This is a genomic window from Arthrobacter sp. B0316-1-20 (genome assembly GCF_059091865.1).
Window position 1 is genome coordinate 60,500 of record NZ_JBNHHC010000011.1, and the last position, 17,719, is coordinate 78,218.

Genomic DNA, 17,719 nt, shown 5'->3' on the forward strand with positions numbered 1-17,719 from the left:
CGCCGGACGCCGCGCTAGCCCAACTCGGCCCGATGCGGCGGGTTCGCCCCGGCCCTTGACACCGTGACCGCGGCAGACCGGGCAGCGTGGGCCATCAGGCTTTCCAGCGTGGAGGCGGTCATGGCCCGCAGCCTTTCCCGCCGCGCCGAACCGGAAAATCCTGCCTCCAGCAGCGCATCGAGCAGCCCTGACATATACGCGTCACCGGCTCCTACACTGTCCACCACGGACACCGCCGGAGCGGCGACCTCGGCGGATCCGGCCCGGACCACTCCCCAGCTGCCTCTGGCCCCGTGCGTGACCACTACTGCGGCCGGCCCCTGCTTCAGCCAATCCCGTGCCGTCTCCTCGACCGTACGGTCCGGGTACAGCCACCGCAGGTCCTCGTCAGATGCCTTCACCACGTCGGCCAACACCATAAACTTTTCGGCCTGCCGGCGGGCAAAATCCCGGTCGGTGATCAGCGTGGGCCGGCAGTTCGGGTCGTAACTGACCAGCGCCCGGGGGTGCGCCCGCTGCACGGTCCTGAACACCGTGTGCGCACCGGGCTCCAGCATGGTGGCGATCGAGCCGGTGTGCAGCCAGACCGTTTCGTCGAGCAGGCGGGGCCTGACCTGGTCAAGCTCCGGCAGTTCCCAGAGCAGGTCGAACGAGTAGCGGGCGGCTCCGGTGGGATCCAGGGTGGCGGTGGCTTTGCTGGTGGGCGACGCGTCCGGGTCCAGCGGCACCAGCACGGAGTTGCGGCGCAGATGGCTGTGCACCAAGTCCCCGTGCTGGTCCTTGCCGTACCGGCCGACGAACTGGACGGCGTGGCCCAGCCGCGCCAGCCCGACTGCCACATTCATCGGACTTCCGCCGACATGCACGCGCGGCGGCCGGGTGTCGGACCGGACCACGTCCACCAGCGCCTCGCCTATGACCGTCAGCACACTGCCAAGGTAGCAGAGCGGTGCCGGTTGCGGCACGGCTCTCAGCCCAGCCGCTCCAGCACCTGCCGGATCCGGGCGAAGGCCTCCGAGGCCGGGTCGATCAGGTCGAAGTGGTCTCCCGGAACGGGGATCAGTTCCGCCTCGCCGCCGGCCGCCTGGGCGGCGGTGACATAGCGTTCGGACAGCTCCCGCGGCACGTCCGCATCCTGGTCCGCGTGGAAGGCGTAGACCGGGACCGGCAGCGGCAGGTTCCGCATCGGGTCGGCCAGCCGGTACGGGTCACGCGCGTCCGCACCGGTGTCTTCCGCTCCGGTGGCTTGGCCGCCCACCGCCTGTGATGGCCCCGCTTCCGCAGTCGCCCTGACCCGGGGGCGGCCCAGCAGGTTCTCCACCGCCCCGCTGCTCAGGCGCAACTCATGGGCACGCGCCAGGTCCAGCACGCCGGACTGGCTGAGCACGGCGTCGAACTGAACCCGCGGATCCACCCCTGGCACCCGCAGTCCGGCGGTCTCCGACGGCAACCGGCCCCGGCCGGCGGCCCATACGGCCAGCTGGCCTCCCGCCGAATGGCCGAGCCCCACCACGTGGTCGGCCGCGAATCCCAGCCGTTGCGCAGAGATGGCGAGTTGGTCGACGCCGGAGGCAACGTCGTCGAACGTTTCAGGCCAGCCGCCGCCGTTGCCTGCCCGGCGATACTCAAGGTTCCAGCAAATCCAGCCGCGTCCGGCCAGGTCCGCTGCCAGCGGCCGGGCCAGCTCGGCCCCGTAGACGGCTCGCCAGTATCCGCCGTGGATCAGGACGACGAGGGCCTCGTGCCGGCGCCGGTCAGGCAGGTAGAGTTCGGCGTACTGACTGGGATCTGGGCCGTAGCTGTGCCGCGTGCACTCCATCCCTGCACTTTAGCGGCGGCTCGGCTAGGGGACCCCGTCGGAAACGCTGTCCGCGGGCTCGTCCGCGCCGTGCGCGGCAGTTTCACCGGGAGCGCCAGCCACAGTGGTCCCTCGGTGGTGCAGCTTCCACGGCGCAGGCACCAAGCGTCCGCTGGTCGGGGCACGCCCCTCCAGCCGGTCGATCAGTAGGTCCACCACGGTGCCCACCAGCGGATCCGGGCCCACCGAACTCAACGGCGGGTCGGAATGGTGCCCCAGGTCCGAGGTCTCCACCCCGATGATTTCCACATCGTCCGGGATCCGGAGTTCGGCCGCGGTGGCGGAACCGGAAACGCACAGTGCCTCCAGGTCTGCGGTGGTGAAGAATGCCGTGGGCGGATCGGCCAGCTTCAGAAGCTCGCCGGTCGCCTCGTACGACTCACGCCAGGACCCGTGCGTGGCCCGGATCAGGTTCTCGTCCAGCTCGACCCCGAGGTCGGCCATCGCCTGCCGGAACAGCCCCAGCCGGGTGCCCCGCGGGCCAGGGGCGGGTCCGCCGCGGTGCAGCACTGCGATGCGGCTGTGCCGGGCAGCCAGGTATGCCGCCGCCTGGGCGATGCCCGCTTCGGCGTCAACCGCGATCACGTCGAAGCCGTCCGGCTGCTGGAACTGCGACACCACTACCTGGGCCACTCCGCGGTCCGCGAGATCGCGCAGGGTGTGGTCTTCCTCCGGCGTTTCGGTGCTGAACCCCAGAATGGCGCCGTCCGCGCCGCCGGAGAGCATGAAGTTCCGCCAGGCCTCCTGCCCCAGGAGGACCACCACCCGGTAGCCGTGTTCCGGCAGCACGCGGTTGGCCACCTCTGCCAACTGCCGGTCCCAGGCCGAATCCAGGTTTTCCACCACCACGGCCACCGTGTCCGTGCGCCCGCGCCGCATGCCGCGTGCCGCATGGTTTGGCACGTAGCCCAGCGACTTGGCGGCCTCCACCACCCTCGCCTTGGTCGGCTCGCTGATCCGCGTAGAGCCCCCATGGCGGCCGGATAAGACATAGGAAACCGTTGCCAGCGAGACTCCCGCCCGCTCGGCAACGTCGCGAATAGTAGGCTTAAATGAACTCCCCATGAGGTACGGCCTTCTTCCCCAAGAAACATCCCCCGGAAACTTCCCCCTGAAGTTCCTCTGGGTAAAGACTAACGATTGAGCCGCAGAATGATAGGGGTTCGGTGCAAAAACTTTTAAGCGTTCGGCTCCGACTCGTCAGGGCTGAAGCTGCGGAATCTCGACGACGACGTCCGACGGCTTCTTGTCCGGCCGGAAGCCCCGCCAGACTGGATGTCGCAGCTTTCCGGCCTCGGTGCGTTCGCTGAACTGCACCTCGCCGACCAGCGCCGGCCGGACCCAGTGCGCATCCGAGGCATCCGCCGACGGCACGCCTTCCAGCGGCGGGGTTTTGCGGGACATTTTCTTCAGCCGGGATCCGATCTCGGCCAGTTCCCGTTCGGTCAGGCCGGAACCGACGCGGCCAAGGTAGCTCAGCTCCACACCGTCGGGCACGGCCACCAGCAAGGAGCCAACCTTGCGGGCACGGGACCCCTTGCCCGGCCGCCAGCCCACGATGACCACTTCCTGGGTCAGCTGGTTTTTGATTTTGATCCAACTCCTAGTCCGCAGGCCCGGCGCGTAGTTGCTGTCCGTGCGCTTGGCAATAATCCCCTCGAGGCCGACCTCCCGGCTGGCCGCGACGGCTTCCGTCACGGCGGCGTCCAGTGCCGGCGGAACTTGGATGTGTCCGTCCTGGGGAGTCTCCACCGCTTCGTTGAGGATTTCGCGCCGCTGGGAGTATTCCAGCCCAAGCGTTGCTGATCCGTCCAATTCCAGCAAATCGAAGAGGAAATACTCCACCGGATACTTCTTGGCCGCCCGCTCGATGTCCGCTGCCTTCACCAGATTCATCCGGTTCTGGAGCCGGCCGAAGTCCGGCCGTCCCTTGGCGTCGAGCGCGACGATTTCCCCGTCCAGCACCGCGGTTTGGGCCAGCAGATAATCCGGCAGGTCGGCCAGCTCCGGGTAGGTCTTGGTCATGTCTTGGCCATTGCGGCTGATCAATTGCACCTGGCCCTCCGCCACGACGGCGACAGCGCGGATACCGTCCCACTTCATCTCGTAGGCCCAGCCGTCCTCCTCGTCGATGGAGGCCTCCGTACCTTGGACCGCCAGCATGGGTTTTACCGGCCGGGGCATATCAACGTTCCCCGGCGCGGAGCCGGAGCCGGTGCCGGCTGGCGCCGCCGGCGCGCCGGCCGCCCGCTCGTCCTTGTCCTTGTCCTTGTCCTTGTCCTTCGTTTTTGACGGTACGCCCTGCGCCGTCCCGGGTTCAGCGCGCGGCTGGTCCTTCATCAGGTGCATCAACCAGTTGCTCTTGCCGCCCTCGCCGCCGGTGTGGATCAAGGCGTACCGGCGCGCGCCGGCCGGACCGCCGTCGTTGGCCAAACCGCCATCCGGGCGCCCGTGCAGCACCACGATGACTTCCTTGCCGTCCCGCCACTTCTCCACTTGATAGGTGCCGCTGTCCCAGATTGTCATCACGCCGGCGCCGTATTCGCCCTGAGGGATTGTGCCCTGGAATGTCGCATATTCCATTGGGTGGTCCTCGGTCTGGACGGCCAGATGGTTCTTGCCGGTTGTGGTCGGCGGCCCCTTGGGCACGGCCCAGGACGCCAGCACCCCGCTGTGCTCCAGCCGAACGTCGTAGTGCAGTCGGCGTGCGTGGTGTTCCTGGATCACGAAAACCGGTTCGTCCGACGATTCCCTGCGTTCAATGGCTGCCGGCACCGGTTCGGGTGTGCGGTCCGGATCGCGCATGGAGCGGTAGGTACTGAGCCGGTCGGACGCCGGCGCCGCGGCCAGTGACTCTTCGTCGGCGCTGCCGCCGGCCATGCCGGAGAGCGGGTCCCCGATCTGCTTGACCCGCTCCAGCACCTGCTGGAAGTCCAGATGGGTAAGGCCCGGGTCCTGCAGTTCCTGCCAGGTCCTGGGCACTGCCACGGTAGGGTGCGGGCGGCCACGCAGCGAGTACGGGGCAATGGTGGTCTTGGCCCAGTTGTTCTGGCTCCAGTCCACCAGCACCTTGCCCGTGCGCAGCGACTTCTTCATGTCGCTGACCACCAGGTCCGGATGGTCGGCCTCCAGCAGGCGCGCCAGTTCATGGGCCACCTGGCTGACTTCGTCCGAGGTCTGCTTGCCGTCCAGCCCGGCGTAGAGGTGGATCCCTTTGGAGCCGGACGTGACCGGCCTGGGGTCAAGCCCCATCCCCTCCAAAATGTCCTTGATTAGGAATGCGACCTCAACGCACTCCGGCAAACCCGCGCCCTCGCCCGGATCAAGGTCCAGCACCATCCGGTCCGGGTTGTTGATCTTGCCGCGCGGACCAAACTTCCATTGCGGAACGTGGATTTCCAAGGCGGCAATCTGGGCCAGCCAGGTCAGCGTGGCCCGGTCATTGGCCAAGGGGTAGACGTTGGTGTTGCTCTTGTGTTCAATGGCGTGCCGCTGAACCCAGTCGGGTGCGGACTTGTCCAGGTTCTTTTGGAAGAACACCTGGCCCGGTTCAGCTGCGGTACCCACGCCGTGGACCCACCGTTTTCGGGTCACCGGCCGGTCGGCCGCATGCGGAATCAGGTACTCGGCAATCTCGGAGTAATAGGCGATGACCTCTGCCTTGGTGGTCCCGGTCTCCGGATACAGCACCTTGTCCAAATTGGTGAGCCTGAGCCGGTGCCCGTCAACCGTGACGGTCTCCTGCTGACTGGATTTCCGGGTGGCCATACCGCCAGTCTCTCCGCCGCCTGCCCGCTTTGGCTAGTGGCTTGCCTCTGGCTTTGTACTGCCCGCGGGTGTTGACTAGTGCCATGAGAGCCATCTGGAAGGGAGCCGTGGCCTTCGGGCTGGTCAACGTGCCGGTCAAGCTTTACAGCGCCACCGAAGACCACGATGTGAGCCTGCACCAGGTCCATGACAAGGACGGCGGCCGTATTCGGTACCAGCGCCGCTGCGAGGTCTGCGGCAAGACGGTCGACTACCAGAACATCGATAAGGCGTACGACGACGGCGAGCACACGGTGGTGATCACCGACGAGGATTTCAAGTCGCTGCCGGTGGAAAAGAGCCGCGAAATCGAAGTCGTGGAGTTCGTGCCGAGCGACCAGATCGATCCGATCATGTTCGACCGCAGCTACTATCTGGAGCCTGATTCGAAGTCCACCAAGGCGTACGTCCTGCTGCGCCGGACGCTGGAGGAGACGGACCGCACCGCCATTGTCCAGTTCGCCCTGCGGCAAAAGACCCGGCTGGCGGCGCTGCGCGTCCGCGGCAAGGTCCTGATGCTCCAGACCCTGCTCTGGGAGGACGAAGTGCGGGAGGCGAGTTTTCCGTCTTTGGAAGAATCGGTACGGATCTCCGCCAAAGAAAAGGAGATGTCGGCGGCACTGGTGGATTCGTTTTCCTCGGACTTCACCCCCGCCGACTACACCGACGAGTACCAGGAACAGCTTCGTACCCTGATCGAGGCGAAGCTGGAGCAGGGCGAGGCGCTGGACACGGAGAAGACCTTCGGCGAGGAGGAAGCGGAAGAAGGCGGCAAGGTGCTGGACCTAATGGAGGCCCTGCGCCGCAGCGTGGAAAAGAACCGGGAGGCCAAATCGTCCTCCGATGCCCCGGCCAAGAAGAAGTCGGGATCCAAATCCACCAAGGGCGCCTGACTCCCGCCCCGAGCGTACGACGGCGGGGCGGCGCCTGCCGCTGCTGGCTCAGCGTGGACCGCGGCTACTGGCGGTAGTGCTCCACTTCGTCCACCGGCCGGGTCTCCGCTTCGCCGGGATCCTCGCCGGCCTTGCGCTTGGCCCGGCGCTGGCGAAGCAGGTCCCAACACTGGTCCAGCTGCTCCTCCAACCAGCGAAGTTCAGTGGCACGGGCCGAGGCCTTGTCCGGATCGTCCGGCATGGAGTCCCGCAGTTGCTGTTCCTTCTCAACCAGTGCGCTGATGTATTTCTGGATGTCCTGGTCCATGGCACGTCCCTCCTGGCGGTTCACCTCAGGCTACGTCGCACACTGCCCGCGGGCTAGGGTCATGCTCGATGACTGGAGGTGAGGGTCCCGACTCCCGTCCGGCGTCCTGCCGAGCCCCGCATCTTATGCTTGTGGGATGGAGAGCACCCAGCCCGGCGCCGTGCAGGGCCACGCCGTGGACCACCGCCAGCTGGCCGTGGCATTGATCGACATCTCGTCCGATGTGCGTCGCAAATCGCATGAGAACGCCGGGATTCCGTTGCTTCCGAACGGCATGGTGGACATCATGCGCGTCATCGAGTCCCAGCCCGGTATCACCGTCGCAGAAGTCGCCGCCCGCTTGGACCGTCAATTTAGCAACGTCAGCACACAGCTCCGCGAACTGGTTGCCCGCGGCCTGGTGACCCGCATCCGCGACGCGGCCGACAAACGCTACGTCACGCTGCACCCCACTGAGGAATCACAGCGCATCAGAACCCTCTTGGAGACAGCGTGGGCGGAAGCGCTCGGCGCCGCAGCCGCAAAACTCGGCCCCGAGGAGCAAACGCAGCTCGCGGGCAGCCTACCGGCCCTCCAGCGCCTGGCCGTCCTGATCGGCGAACCGAGCTGAGCCCGCCCGCGTCGCTACAACTCTCCGGGAAATATACTTATACTTTTGTAAGTAATACTTCGCTGGGCTGCTCGCCCCACCAACGCAACAGAAAAGGTGTCCATGAAAGACGTCCTAGAGGAGAAAGTTCCGCCCGGAGAAGTGGCGGCGGCACAGGCCGTAGAGCCTGAAAGGATCTCGCCCAAGCGCATCGCCGCGGTGATCACCGCGCTGGTGTTGTCAGCGCTGATCATGATCCTCAACGAGACAGTCCTGACCGTCGCCCTGCCCAACCTGATGGCTGATCTGAGCATCCAGGCCACCACCGCGCAGTGGCTGACCACCGGCTTCATGCTCACCATGGCCGTTGTCATTCCGACCACCGGCTTTATGCTCCAGCGTTTCACCACCAAGAGCCTCTTCGTCGCCGCGCTGTTGCTGTTCATCGTGGGCACGGCGTTGGCTACCATTGCGCCGACCTTCGCAGTCCTGCTCATCGCACGCATCATCCAGGCCAGCGGCACTGCGATCATGCTGCCGCTGCTGATGACCACCACGCTGACCTCCGTCCCGGTCCAGCACCGAGGCACGGTGATGGGCCTGAATTCCGTAGTGATTTCCGTGGCTCCAGCGATCGGTCCCACCCTTTCCGGTGCCATTATCAACTCCTTGAACTGGCGCTGGGTGTTCGGACTGATGATCCCGGTTGCCGTCATCGTGTTCCTCTTCGGCGTCTTCGCCATCAAGACCGGAAAGGAAACCCGCAAGGCTCCGCTGGATGTCCTCTCGGTCATGCTGTCCGCCTTCGCCTTCGGCGGCATCGTTTACGCGCTCTCTTCCATTGCCGACCTGATGGAAGGTGCCTGGGCGCCGATTGTCTCCCTCGTTGTCGGCATCATCGCGCTGGTACTGTTCATCAACCGCCAGCGCGCCCTGCGCAAGACGGATTCGGACTTGCTGGACCTGCGCCCGTTCAAGGTGCACAACTTCCGCATCTCGGTGGTCATCGTCATGATCGCCATGGCAACCATGCTGGGCACCGTCATGGTCATGCCCATTTTCATGCAGAACGGCATGGGCTTGGGCACACTGACGATCGGATTGGCCTTGCTCCCGGGCGGGTTGATCCAAGGCATCGTTTCCCCGATCGTCGGACGCATCTACGACAAGGTCGGACCTCGCCCCATCGTCATTCCGGGCGCCGTCCTGCTGGCCGGCGGACAGTGGCTGCTGGGCAGCGTCCACATTGACACCTCGATCGCCATGATCATCGCTTTCCATACAGTTTTCTGCATCGGCATGGCCATGCTGATGACGCCTTTGATGACCGTTGCCCTGGGCGCCCTGCCGCGCGCGCAGTACGGCCACGGCAGTGCCATCATGAACACGCTGCAGCAGCTGGCTGGTGCAGCGGGCACCGCGGTGCTGATCGCGGCCATGACCATCGGCACCACGATGGCCGCTGCAAGCGGCATCGCGGACAACGTTGCCCTCGTCGACGGCGTGCGGGTCGCCTTCACCGTGGGCGGCATCCTAGGCCTCGTTGCCGTCGTGTGCGCCCCGTTCGTGCGCCGCCTGCAGCCGGACGCAGAGCACTAAGCGCCGCGGATCACGTCCGCTCGGTGCAAGGAAGCCGGTCATTCCACTGGGAGTGACCGGCTTCCTCATCTGCTCAGGGCGAGGAGGACTAGGCGTCGGTTACCACTGCTGCTGGCTCCTGATCGGTCTCGCGGACGCCGTGCAGCCCGAAGAAGCTGAGCAAGGCCGCGGCTAGGGCTGCGATGGCAACCACCAGGAAGGCTTGGGTAAATCCTCTGCCCAACGCCTCGAGCGCCAACTGGCTGGCGCCCGATCCGGGAACGCCATCCGGGATGCTGTTGAGCGCGATGGGGCCCCCGGCTTCGGCAATGCCAATTGCCGGGCCCAGCTGGTCCGGCGCCAAACCGGAGGTCTGCAGCGAAGCCATCAGTTGGCCGCCCGCGGCGGACAGTGCGATGGCGCCCACCAGCACGGGACCCAGGGCGAAGCCGAGGTCGCGCAGCAGGTTGGTGGTGGCGCTGGCCATGCCGGTCATCTCCCGCGGCACCGAGTTCACGGCGACGGCAGTCATCGGGCTCAACGTGAAGGCAAAGCCCAGACCGACCAGCAGGGACGGCAGCATGAAGGTGGTTACGTCGCGGTTGGTTACGTCGGCGTGGGAATTGATGAGGGCGCCGACGCCCATGGCCAGGAATCCGAAGGTCATCAGCCAGCGGGAGGAAACCCGCGTCTGTAGCCGGGAAAGCACAGGGATCAACACGAACGCCGGGCCCTGCAGCAGCAGGAACAGCAGGCCGAGGTAGAGCGGGTTCTGGTGCTGGACCGGTCCGAGCCACATGCTCGTGGAGAAGCAGGCGCCCAGGAAAGCGAACATGCCGACCACGGCAACGATCGAGGAGATGGTGAACTGGCGGTTCAGGAACAGCCTCAGCTCCAGCAACGGGGATTCCACCCGCAGTTCGATGGCCACGAAGACGGCCAGCAGGACGGCACCGGCGACCAGGGCAGCCACCACGTGGGAGGCGGTCCAGCCGTCTTCCGGGCCCTGCACCAGGCCAAAGAGAATCAGGATGAGGCCCAGCGCGAAGGTGATCTGGCCCCAGATGTCCAGCCGGCGTTCCCGCGCCACCTTGGCTTCGGCTGAACGCAGGGCGGTCAGCAGCAGGGCGGCAAGGCCGGTGAGCACCACGACGGCGTAGGCGCCGCGCCACCAGCCGAAGCCGGCGAACATTCCGCCGAGCAAGGGTGACAGGGCCGAACCGGCGGACAGGAAGCCTGCCCAGATCGCGATGCCCCGCACGCGTTCCTGCATCGTCCGTGCCACCGACGCGACCAGCGCCAGTGACGCGGGGAAGATGGCGCCTGCGCCGAGACCATTGATGGCCGAGCCGATCCACATGGCCTGGACCGTCGGTGAAATCGCGCAGATGACCGAACCGATCATGACCAGCACCGCACCGCCGAGGACTAGCTTGCGGTGGCCGTACTTGTCGCCAAGCACACCGAAGGTCAGTTCGAAGACCACCACCGGAATCATAAAGGCCGCGGTGATCCAGGTCAGCTGGGAACCGAAGGTGTTGAAGGTCAACTGGAACTCGCCGTTGAGGGCGCCGGGCAGTGCGTTGGCGACCTGCGCCACCATCACTGCCAGCGAGGCGGCAGCCAGGGTGCCCTTCGTGCGGGCCGGCGGGGTGTCCACCGGCGGCGCCTGCGGCGGTGGGAAGGACTGCGGCGACGAAACGGTCTCCTGGCCCTGACTCATAGGAACTCCTTGTTGATGCGGAACGGGGTAGCACTTGGGCGTGCCTGTGCGTCTGTGACTGCTGCGCGACGGTGCTGCTGAGTGTGACGGCGGGCAACAGACCCTGTGATGGCGCCTACACTAGTGATTCAGACAACACTGTGTCAAGTGAATGTGCTTAGCGTCGTTTTCGACCTTAAAGCGGCAAAGATCCGCGTCATCCCGCGCCCGGCAGGCGTTCCGGCGGAGCCGCTCTCCGTGCCGTACATTCGCGCTGTCAGGAGACGGCGCCGCCAACGACTATCCTGTGACGCATGGCAACACTCCGCGAAGTCCAGAAACAGCAGACCAGGCAGCTCCTCTTGGACACCGGTCTGGAGCTCTTCGAGTCGAAGGGTTATGCGGCCACGACGATCGACGACATCGCGGCGGGCGCCGGCACCACCAGGACCACCTTCTACCTGCACTTCGCGTCGAAGGCGCAATTGATGGGCGAGGTGGTCAAGACAGTGGACGCCATCCTCACCAGCGTGGACGACCCGTCCCTGTCAACCGTGGTTGAGCTGGGCAAGCGAGATCTGGTCCGGACCTGGATCAACCGCAAGTTCGACCAGTGGGAGGCGACCCGCCCCTATCTTCACGCGGTCTATCAGGCGGCCCCGATTGAGCCCGAAGTCGCCACCACGCTGGAGGACTGGTTCCGCGACGTAGCCGCAGACATGACGGCCGGCTTGGACCGGGCCGACCGGTTTGACCCGACCAGCCGCAAAATCCGCTGCGTGCTTGCCTTCGGCCAGTTGGAATACTTGTCCCAGCGCTGGATCAGCACCGGCTGGTTCGTGGACCGAGAGACCTGCTTGGAGACACTGACGGACTCCTGGTGCCATCTGCTCTCGGAGGATTAGGCGGGCAGGTCAGCGTTCGCGGGCTCCGGCCAGCAGCTCTGCTATCGAGCCCCGTCCCAATACCGGTTGGCGGTACTCCTCGCTGAGGATCTGCATCATGGAGTCGGCATAGTCTTCATTCGTCGAGGCCATGACGTCCTTGGCGAAGACCACTCGGAAGTTGTGGGCGAACGCATCGGCCGCCGTCTGTGCGACACAATTGTGTGTGGCGACGCCCGCGAGTACCAGTCGTTCCACCCCGTCACGGCGCAGCCGCTCGGCCAGGTCGGTACCGAAAAACGCGCTATCGCGGGTTTTGACGATGCTCTCCAGCCCGTCCGCCTGCAGCCCCGGCAGGAGGTCGGCCTGTTCGGTGCCCTCGAAGATGAAGCCCTGGTCATCATCAAGCATGCTCACTGTCCAGGTGGACCGATCGCGTTGGTGCTCGGTGCGGACCAGCAGCACCGGTACCTGCGCCGCCGTCGCGGTTTTGATCAGCAGGTTTGCCGCCTCCACCACGGTTTCCTGCCGGCTGGCCAACGCTGGGTCTTCGAAGTACGCGTTCTGCAAATCGATCATCAGTACCGCAGTTTTCATGCCCTCCGCCTTCCGCCGGCCGTCATTGCTTCCATCCTGTCAGGTGTCCGGTGCATTTGGGCCTTGACGCGCCAGCAGGGACAGGGTGTGGTGTGTAGTACAGGCCGAAAGGACAGCATCGATGCATTCGCTCTGGCTAGATACCGCGGACGGGATTGCCGTGGATACGTATACCGGCCAGTCCGGGTTCGATTCGGTAGTAGCCGGAGCGGGTCTGACCGGACTGGCCACTGCGGTGCTGCTTGCCAGGGCCGGACAGCGGGTCGCGGTGCTGGAGGCCCGGTCCGTGGGCGCGGCAACCACCGGCCATACCACCGCCAAAGTGTCCCTGCTGCAGGGCGGCCAACTCTCCCGCATCACCAGCCACCACGATGCCGCCACCGCCGCGGCCTATGTTGCTGGACAGCAAGAAGCGCAGGCGTGGATTCTGCGGTACTGCGACGAACACCAGGTGGAATACGACCGGCGCGACGCCTACACCTACGCCGCTACCCCGCAGGGCGCGGACGATCTGGCTGCCGAGCAGCGTGCCAGTGAATCGGCGGGCCTGGCAGTGGAAACGGTGTCCGGCTCCGCCGAGCTGCCGTTCGCAGTGACCGGCATGCTGCGGTTAACGAACCAGGCCCAGCTCCACCCGATGCGCCTACTCGCCGCGTTGGTTGCCGAACTGCGCGGCCGCGGTGGCTTGGTCTTCGAGGGCATGCGGGTCACCGGCGTCGGCCGTGCGAACGACGGCGGCGCCGGCACCGCGGCGCGGACCGTTACGGTGCGAACCGGCTTGGGTGACGTCCAGACCGGGACCCTGGTGCTGGCCACCGGGACACCCATGCTCAACCGCGGGGGCCATTTCGGCGTGTTGACGCCCAAGCGGTCCTACGCAGCCGCCTTTACCGTCCCGGGCGACATCCCGACCGGAATGTACCTGTCCATCGACGCGCCCACCCGCTCTTTGCGCACGGCCCGCCACGGCGGTCGGGAGCTCTTGCTGGCCGGCGGCAACGGCCACGTGGTGGGGCGGCAGAGCCACACACGCGGACATGTCGAAGACCTGGTCCGCTGGACCCAACAGCACTTTCCCGGCGCCGAGCCGACGCACACCTGGTCCGCCCAGGACTATGAACCGGCCGGGGCGTTGCCCTATGTGGGCCCTGTCCTACCCGGCGAAAAGCGGATCCTGGTGGCCACCGGTTTCAACAAGTGGGGCATGACGAACGGGGTTGCCGCTGCGCTGGCACTCTCGGCCTCGATCTTGGGCGGCGACAACCACTGGGCCAAGGAGCTCTACAAATCCCGCATCTCCGGCCGGGATGCCGCGAGCACGGCCGAAACCAACGTGTCTGTCGGACTGGAACTGCTGACCGGATGGCTGGGCGGGCTAACCCGGACCACTCAGACTGCACCGCCTGAGGGACAGGGAACGGTGGTCCGGGAGAATGCGCGGCCGGTCGGCGTGTGCACCGTGGATTCCGCCACGCATCGGATCAGTGCGGTGTGCACGCATCTGGGCGGTGTCTTGTCCTGGAACGATGCCGAAGCAAGCTGGGACTGCCCGCTGCACGGGTCCCGCTTCAGTGCCGACGGAAAGGTACTGGAAGGACCGGCCGTCAAGGACTTGGAGGGACGCTAGCGCCTTGGGTTCGCGCCAGCGCACGGGTACGCTAGTCCGGATGCCTGAGCTGAAACACCGCGCGGCCGCCCTAGGGACCGCCGCCCTCATGTCCTTGTCCCTGGCCGCCTGCGGTTCCGATTACCCACTGGGTCCGGAGCAAGAGTCCGCCGCGCAACAAGGCTCTACGCTGTCCGGCACCCTGACCGGAGCCGGAGCATCGTCCCAGAATGCCGCCATGGATGCCTGGGTGGCCGGTTTCGGCCTGCTCCACACCGACGCGCAGGTGCAGTATTCGCCGGACGGCTCGGGTGCCGGCCGCACCGCTTTCCTGGCCAGCGCCGTCGATTTCGCCGGGTCGGACGCCTACTTGGATGACGAGGAATTGGAGCGGTCGCGGAAAGTCTGCGGCCCCGAGGGCGCCTTCGACGTCCCGGCGTACATCTCACCGATCGCCGTGGCGTTCAACCTCCCCGGCATCACCGAACTGAATCTGGACGCGGAGACCATCGCAAAGATCTTCCAGGGAAAGATCAAGTCCTGGAACGACCCCGCGATCGCCAAGCACAACCCGGACGTTGACCTGCCCGACCTGCCGGTCACGCCGGTGAACCGCTCGGAGGACTCCGGCACCACGGAGACCTTCACCGAATATCTGCATGCCGTTGTGCCTGACACGTGGACGGCAGAGCCGAGCGACACCTGGCCCGCTGAATACGCCGGCGAAAACGCCCAGGGAACCACCGGCGTCGTCAGCATGGCGGCCGGGACCAAAGGCGCCGTGACCTACGCCGACGATTCAGCCGTCGGAGCCCCACTGGGCAAGGCCAGCCTCAAAGTCGGCGATGGCTTTGTCCCGGTCAGCGCAGAAGCAGCCGCCACGGCGCTCGACCAGGCCAAGCAGGTCCAGGGCAGGCCGGCGCACGATCTGGCCTTGGAACTGGACCGGGCGACTACCGCGGCCGGAGCTTACCCACTGATGCTGGTGTCCTACCACATCTACTGCACCACGTACGAGGACCAGAACAAGGTGGATCTGGTGAAGGCTTTCGGGCAATACGTACTGAGCCCCGAAGGCCAGGCAGATGCAGCGAACTCCGCCAAGAGTGCACCGCTGTCCGAGGAGCTGTCGCAGCGGGCTGCAGAGTCGGTCGAACGGATCAGCGCACGTTCCTAACGGCGGTTCCGGACAGCTGGCTTCAGGCTGTGTCCGCGCGGCTAGCTGCCTGCACCTGAGCTCTCGTCCTTGGCCCGTGGTTCGCGCAGCGCGGGGTCGTCCAGCATCGGATCGTCGGCCCATTCGCGCGGTTCGTCGTGGCCTTCCCGGGCCTCGCCGTGGCCTTCCCGGGCCTCCCTATGCTTCCTGAGGTGCAGCAGCCTCCGGCGCTCCCGCTCCGCCTCGCTGATGTCCGGTTCCCAACTGTAGGCGTTGGCGTCCTCGTTCCGGGGGAGGTATCGCTGCGCCGTTGTCTGTGGCGGGAACCCACCTGCAAAGGTGCCGCCGTAGAATTCCTTGCCGTCCACATCATGGGTTTCCGACCCGCCGGACTCCACGAAATTCTTGAAGCGCCACAGCTCGTTACGCACTTCCCGGTGGTCCGAGCCCAGCCCGGACCCGGCCTTCTCCAGCAGCGAACCCGGCTGCCAGTCGATGTGGACGTGCAGAGAAGTGGTGTTGGCGTCGACCACTCCGAAGGTCACCGTCCCGCGGTGCCTGACGCCGCCTTCGCAGGTCCAGACCATCCGCTGTCCGGGCTCTTCCTCGATCACGGTGGTGTCGAATTCGCGTCGCACACCGCCGACTTTCGTGACCCAGTGGTGGGTGGTGTCTGACGTCCGGATCACGGACTTCACGCCGTGCATGAACGAGGGAAAGGACTCGAAGCGCAGCCATTCGGCGTAGACCGTCTGGGCGGGCCGGGCGATCTCGACGGTTTCATCTACAGTTGCCATGATCATCCTCAATCCGCTGAGGAACGGCGCCGCGTGCGCCGCTTTCAGCTGCCACTTGGCTTAACGCTACATAACGGTCGGTGGCACGGCAACGAATTGCCACGCTTGCTGAGCAGTCGACGCCGATGCCTGCCGCAGTCTCGCCCGTGCCGGCGGCGGCGGACCGGTGACGTGCATTGGGTAGTCTGTGTGGTAAACCACTGTGTTGATGTTGAGGGGGCGGTATGCCGCGCTGTTTTCCGGAACAGCCTGAGTTCGGCCGGGACAGGCACGCCGAACGGGAGGTCTGGGACGCGCTGGTGCGTACGCTTCCGCCGTCCGCAGCGCTGCTGCATTCGGTCAACCTCATCGAAAACGGCACCGAGCGGGAAATCGATCTGCTCGTCATTTGGCCGGGCGTCGGGATAGCAGCCATCGAAGTCAAAGGCGGACACGTCAGCTACGACGCGGGGCAGTGGTACCAGGCCAGCAACGGCCAGCAACACCGGATCAAAGACCCGCTGGTCCAAGTCCAAGACGGCCGGCACATGCTCCAGCGTTATCTCGGCGCCCAGCTGGGGCTCGGCCGGCAGGTCCGTTTCACGCACCTGCTGGCATTTCCCTACACGTCGGTGCCCCGGCACTGGGATATTCCCGGCCTGAGGCGCGCCATGGTGATCGGCGCTCAGGACCTGAAGTATCCGGACGATGCTGTCCGGGAGGCCATCAACTTCCACGGCGACGGCGACGGCGAAACCACCCCCGACGTCGCCGAGCGCATCCTGGCACAGCTGACCCGACCGCTGCCCGGCAACGGAGCCCTCTCCGCGGCGGCAGAACACGAAGGCCGCGCCGACCAAATGACCCGTGACCAAGCGGCGATCCTTGATGTCCTCAAAAACCAGCAGCGGGCGCGGATCATCGGCGGAGCCGGAACCGGCAAGACCTGGCTGGCCCTGGAGCAGGCCCGGCGGCTGGCCCGGACCGGACAGCGGGTGGCGCTGCTCTGCTACAGCCGGGGCCTGGCCCGCTACTTCGAGACGGAAACCGCAGGCTGGAAACCGGCCGACCGTCCCGCCCACGTTGGCATGTTCCACGACCTTCCGGTGCGCTGGGGCGCGCACCATCCGCTGGACCCCCGGCTGCTGACCAACCAGTACTACGAGCATTACCTGCCCCGGACGCTCAAACGCCTGGCCAAGATCCAGCCGGACCGGGAGCTCTTCGATGCCATCGTGGTTGATGAAGGCCAGGACTTCGGTGCTCTCTGGTGGGAATCCGTCCTGGTCTGCCTGAAGGATCCCGCTGCCGGCGGGCTGTATGTCTTCATGGACGACGACCAGCGTATTTTCGGCCGCGAGGGCCGGCCGCCGATCGAGGCGCCGCCCTTCGTGCTGAACGAGAACCTGAGAAACACCAAGCAAATCGCGGCGCTGTCCGGCGCGCTGTCCAACGAATTGGCCATCCCCCGGGGCCTTTCGGGCGCCCGGATCCGGATAGTGGAAGCAACGGCCGGCACCGTCATTGAACGGGCTGACGATGCCGTCAATCAGCTGATTGAGCGTGAAGGCTGGGCCCCGCAGCAGGTGGCCCTGTTGACCACCAAGCGAAAGCACCCGGTTCAGCAGCAGGACGTGGATGCGCTGGGCTGGCGAGGATACTGGGACGCCTTCTTCGACGACAGCGACGTGTTCTATGGAAACGTGCTGGGTTTCAAAGGCCTGGAACGATCCGTGGTGGTGCTGGCAGTCAACGGGTTCGCCGATCCGGAGCGGGCCCGCGAGATGCTCTATGTGGGGGCTTCCCGCGCACGGAGCCTGCTGGTCATCGTCGGCGAGCGTTCGATCCTGTCCAGCATCGGCGGCCCCGCGATGATCAAGCGGCTCACGCAGGCCGAAGCGTGGCATCCGGAGCATTAGCGAGGGCAACCAGGCGGCCATTGACTTTCGAGTCAAGACGGAGGATT

Annotated in this window: 15 protein-coding genes; 7 read left to right on the plus strand and 8 right to left on the minus strand. The window is 65.9% G+C overall.

Translation table 11 applies throughout. From position 1 onward, the window contains the following. Positions 1-14: 14 nt before the first annotated feature. From AC5RW2_RS18870 to AC5RW2_RS18885, 4 genes are all read right to left on the minus strand, one after another. Positions 15-929, minus strand: coding sequence for a carbohydrate kinase family protein (locus AC5RW2_RS18870; RefSeq protein WP_493951769.1), 915 nt, complete (start codon positions 927-929; stop codon positions 15-17). Between the two features lie 41 nt (positions 930-970). Continuing rightward, positions 971-1,819 carry an alpha/beta hydrolase gene (locus AC5RW2_RS18875; RefSeq protein WP_493963591.1) on the minus strand — a complete coding sequence of 283 codons (849 nt, stop codon included), beginning with the start codon at positions 1,817-1,819 and terminating at the stop codon, positions 971-973. Between the two features lie 24 nt (positions 1,820-1,843). Further along, positions 1,844-2,923 carry a LacI family DNA-binding transcriptional regulator gene (locus AC5RW2_RS18880; RefSeq protein WP_493951767.1) on the minus strand — a complete coding sequence of 360 codons (1,080 nt, stop codon included), beginning with the start codon at positions 2,921-2,923 and terminating at the stop codon, positions 1,844-1,846. Positions 2,924-3,058: 135 nt separating this feature from the next. Then, positions 3,059-5,626, minus strand: a complete 2,568-nt coding sequence (locus tag AC5RW2_RS18885; protein WP_493963592.1) for an ATP-dependent DNA ligase — start codon at positions 5,624-5,626, stop codon at positions 3,059-3,061. Between the two features lie 83 nt (positions 5,627-5,709). Between AC5RW2_RS18885 and ku the strand changes: the two genes are divergently transcribed. Beyond that, the gene (gene ku / locus AC5RW2_RS18890; protein WP_493951765.1) at positions 5,710-6,558 is read left to right on the plus strand and encodes a non-homologous end joining protein Ku; all 849 of its coding nucleotides are present in this window, start codon (positions 5,710-5,712) and stop codon (positions 6,556-6,558) included. Between the two features lie 64 nt (positions 6,559-6,622). Here ku and AC5RW2_RS18895 read toward each other — a convergent pair whose 3' ends face one another. Beyond that, on the minus strand, positions 6,623-6,865 hold the full coding sequence (locus AC5RW2_RS18895) for a DUF2630 family protein (protein WP_493951764.1): 243 nt from the start codon (positions 6,863-6,865) through the stop codon (positions 6,623-6,625). A 136-nt stretch (positions 6,866-7,001) separates the two neighbouring features. On the opposite strand from AC5RW2_RS18895, the gene AC5RW2_RS18900 reads away from it, so the two are divergent. Together AC5RW2_RS18900 and AC5RW2_RS18905 are read left to right on the plus strand one after the other, a co-directional pair. After that, a complete protein-coding gene (locus tag AC5RW2_RS18900) occupies positions 7,002-7,475 on the plus strand; it encodes a MarR family winged helix-turn-helix transcriptional regulator (RefSeq protein WP_493963593.1) in 474 nt (157 codons plus the stop codon). A 102-nt stretch (positions 7,476-7,577) separates the two neighbouring features. Further along, a complete protein-coding gene (locus AC5RW2_RS18905; RefSeq protein ID WP_493963594.1) occupies positions 7,578-9,053 on the plus strand; it encodes an MDR family MFS transporter in 1,476 nt (491 codons plus the stop codon). A gap of 88 nt (positions 9,054-9,141) precedes the next feature. Here the strand turns inward: AC5RW2_RS18905 and AC5RW2_RS18910 are convergent, their stop codons facing one another. Beyond that, positions 9,142-10,755 carry an MFS transporter gene (locus tag AC5RW2_RS18910; RefSeq protein WP_493963595.1) on the minus strand — a complete coding sequence of 538 codons (1,614 nt, stop codon included), beginning with the start codon at positions 10,753-10,755 and terminating at the stop codon, positions 9,142-9,144. A 293-nt stretch (positions 10,756-11,048) separates the two neighbouring features. Between AC5RW2_RS18910 and AC5RW2_RS18915 the strand changes: the two genes are divergently transcribed. Then, positions 11,049-11,639: a TetR/AcrR family transcriptional regulator gene (locus AC5RW2_RS18915; RefSeq protein WP_493951760.1), complete on the plus strand. Its 591-nt coding sequence runs from the start codon at positions 11,049-11,051 to the stop codon at positions 11,637-11,639. A gap of 9 nt (positions 11,640-11,648) precedes the next feature. Here AC5RW2_RS18915 and AC5RW2_RS18920 read toward each other — a convergent pair whose 3' ends face one another. Further along, positions 11,649-12,215: a cysteine hydrolase family protein gene (locus AC5RW2_RS18920; protein ID WP_493963596.1), complete on the minus strand. Its 567-nt coding sequence runs from the start codon at positions 12,213-12,215 to the stop codon at positions 11,649-11,651. Positions 12,216-12,336: 121 nt separating this feature from the next. Between AC5RW2_RS18920 and AC5RW2_RS18925 the strand changes: the two genes are divergently transcribed. Both AC5RW2_RS18925 and pstS read left to right on the plus strand, forming a co-directional pair. After that, complete coding sequence (locus tag AC5RW2_RS18925) at positions 12,337-13,842, plus strand: FAD-dependent oxidoreductase (protein WP_493963597.1); 1,506 nt, start codon at positions 12,337-12,339, stop codon at positions 13,840-13,842. 40 nt (positions 13,843-13,882) lie between these two features. After that, complete coding sequence (pstS, locus tag AC5RW2_RS18930; protein WP_493963598.1) at positions 13,883-14,998, plus strand: phosphate ABC transporter substrate-binding protein PstS; 1,116 nt, start codon at positions 13,883-13,885, stop codon at positions 14,996-14,998. Between the two features lie 41 nt (positions 14,999-15,039). Here the strand turns inward: pstS and AC5RW2_RS18935 are convergent, their stop codons facing one another. Beyond that, a complete protein-coding gene (locus AC5RW2_RS18935) occupies positions 15,040-15,774 on the minus strand; it encodes an SRPBCC family protein (protein WP_493963599.1) in 735 nt (244 codons plus the stop codon). Positions 15,775-15,998: 224 nt separating this feature from the next. On the opposite strand from AC5RW2_RS18935, the gene AC5RW2_RS18940 reads away from it, so the two are divergent. Then, complete coding sequence (locus tag AC5RW2_RS18940) at positions 15,999-17,672, plus strand: nuclease-related domain-containing DEAD/DEAH box helicase (RefSeq protein ID WP_493963600.1); 1,674 nt, start codon at positions 15,999-16,001, stop codon at positions 17,670-17,672. The last annotated feature ends 47 nt before the right edge of the window (positions 17,673-17,719 follow it).

Excerpts from the sequence above, each read along its gene's own strand:
- AC5RW2_RS18915 (WP_493951760.1), top strand. The coding sequence starts at position 11,049 with ATGGCAACACTCCGCGAAGTCCAGAAACAGCAGACCAGGCAGCTCCTC.
- AC5RW2_RS18910 (WP_493963595.1), bottom strand. The coding sequence starts at position 10,755 with ATGAGTCAGGGCCAGGAGACCGTTTCGTCGCCGCAGTCCTTCCCACCG.
- AC5RW2_RS18900 (WP_493963593.1), top strand. The coding sequence starts at position 7,002 with ATGGAGAGCACCCAGCCCGGCGCCGTGCAGGGCCACGCCGTGGACCAC.
- AC5RW2_RS18925 (WP_493963597.1), top strand. The coding sequence starts at position 12,337 with ATGCATTCGCTCTGGCTAGATACCGCGGACGGGATTGCCGTGGATACG.
- AC5RW2_RS18940 (WP_493963600.1), top strand. The coding sequence starts at position 15,999 with ATGCCGCGCTGTTTTCCGGAACAGCCTGAGTTCGGCCGGGACAGGCAC.
- AC5RW2_RS18885 (WP_493963592.1), bottom strand. The coding sequence starts at position 5,626 with ATGGCCACCCGGAAATCCAGTCAGCAGGAGACCGTCACGGTTGACGGG.
- AC5RW2_RS18880 (WP_493951767.1), bottom strand. The coding sequence starts at position 2,923 with ATGGGGAGTTCATTTAAGCCTACTATTCGCGACGTTGCCGAGCGGGCG.
- AC5RW2_RS18935 (WP_493963599.1), bottom strand. The coding sequence starts at position 15,774 with ATGGCAACTGTAGATGAAACCGTCGAGATCGCCCGGCCCGCCCAGACG.
- AC5RW2_RS18895 (WP_493951764.1), bottom strand. The coding sequence starts at position 6,865 with ATGGACCAGGACATCCAGAAATACATCAGCGCACTGGTTGAGAAGGAA.
- AC5RW2_RS18875 (WP_493963591.1), bottom strand. The coding sequence starts at position 1,819 with ATGGAGTGCACGCGGCACAGCTACGGCCCAGATCCCAGTCAGTACGCC.
- pstS (WP_493963598.1), top strand. The coding sequence starts at position 13,883 with ATGCCTGAGCTGAAACACCGCGCGGCCGCCCTAGGGACCGCCGCCCTC.
- AC5RW2_RS18920 (WP_493963596.1), bottom strand. The coding sequence starts at position 12,215 with ATGAAAACTGCGGTACTGATGATCGATTTGCAGAACGCGTACTTCGAA.
- ku (WP_493951765.1), top strand. The coding sequence starts at position 5,710 with ATGAGAGCCATCTGGAAGGGAGCCGTGGCCTTCGGGCTGGTCAACGTG.
- AC5RW2_RS18905 (WP_493963594.1), top strand. The coding sequence starts at position 7,578 with ATGAAAGACGTCCTAGAGGAGAAAGTTCCGCCCGGAGAAGTGGCGGCG.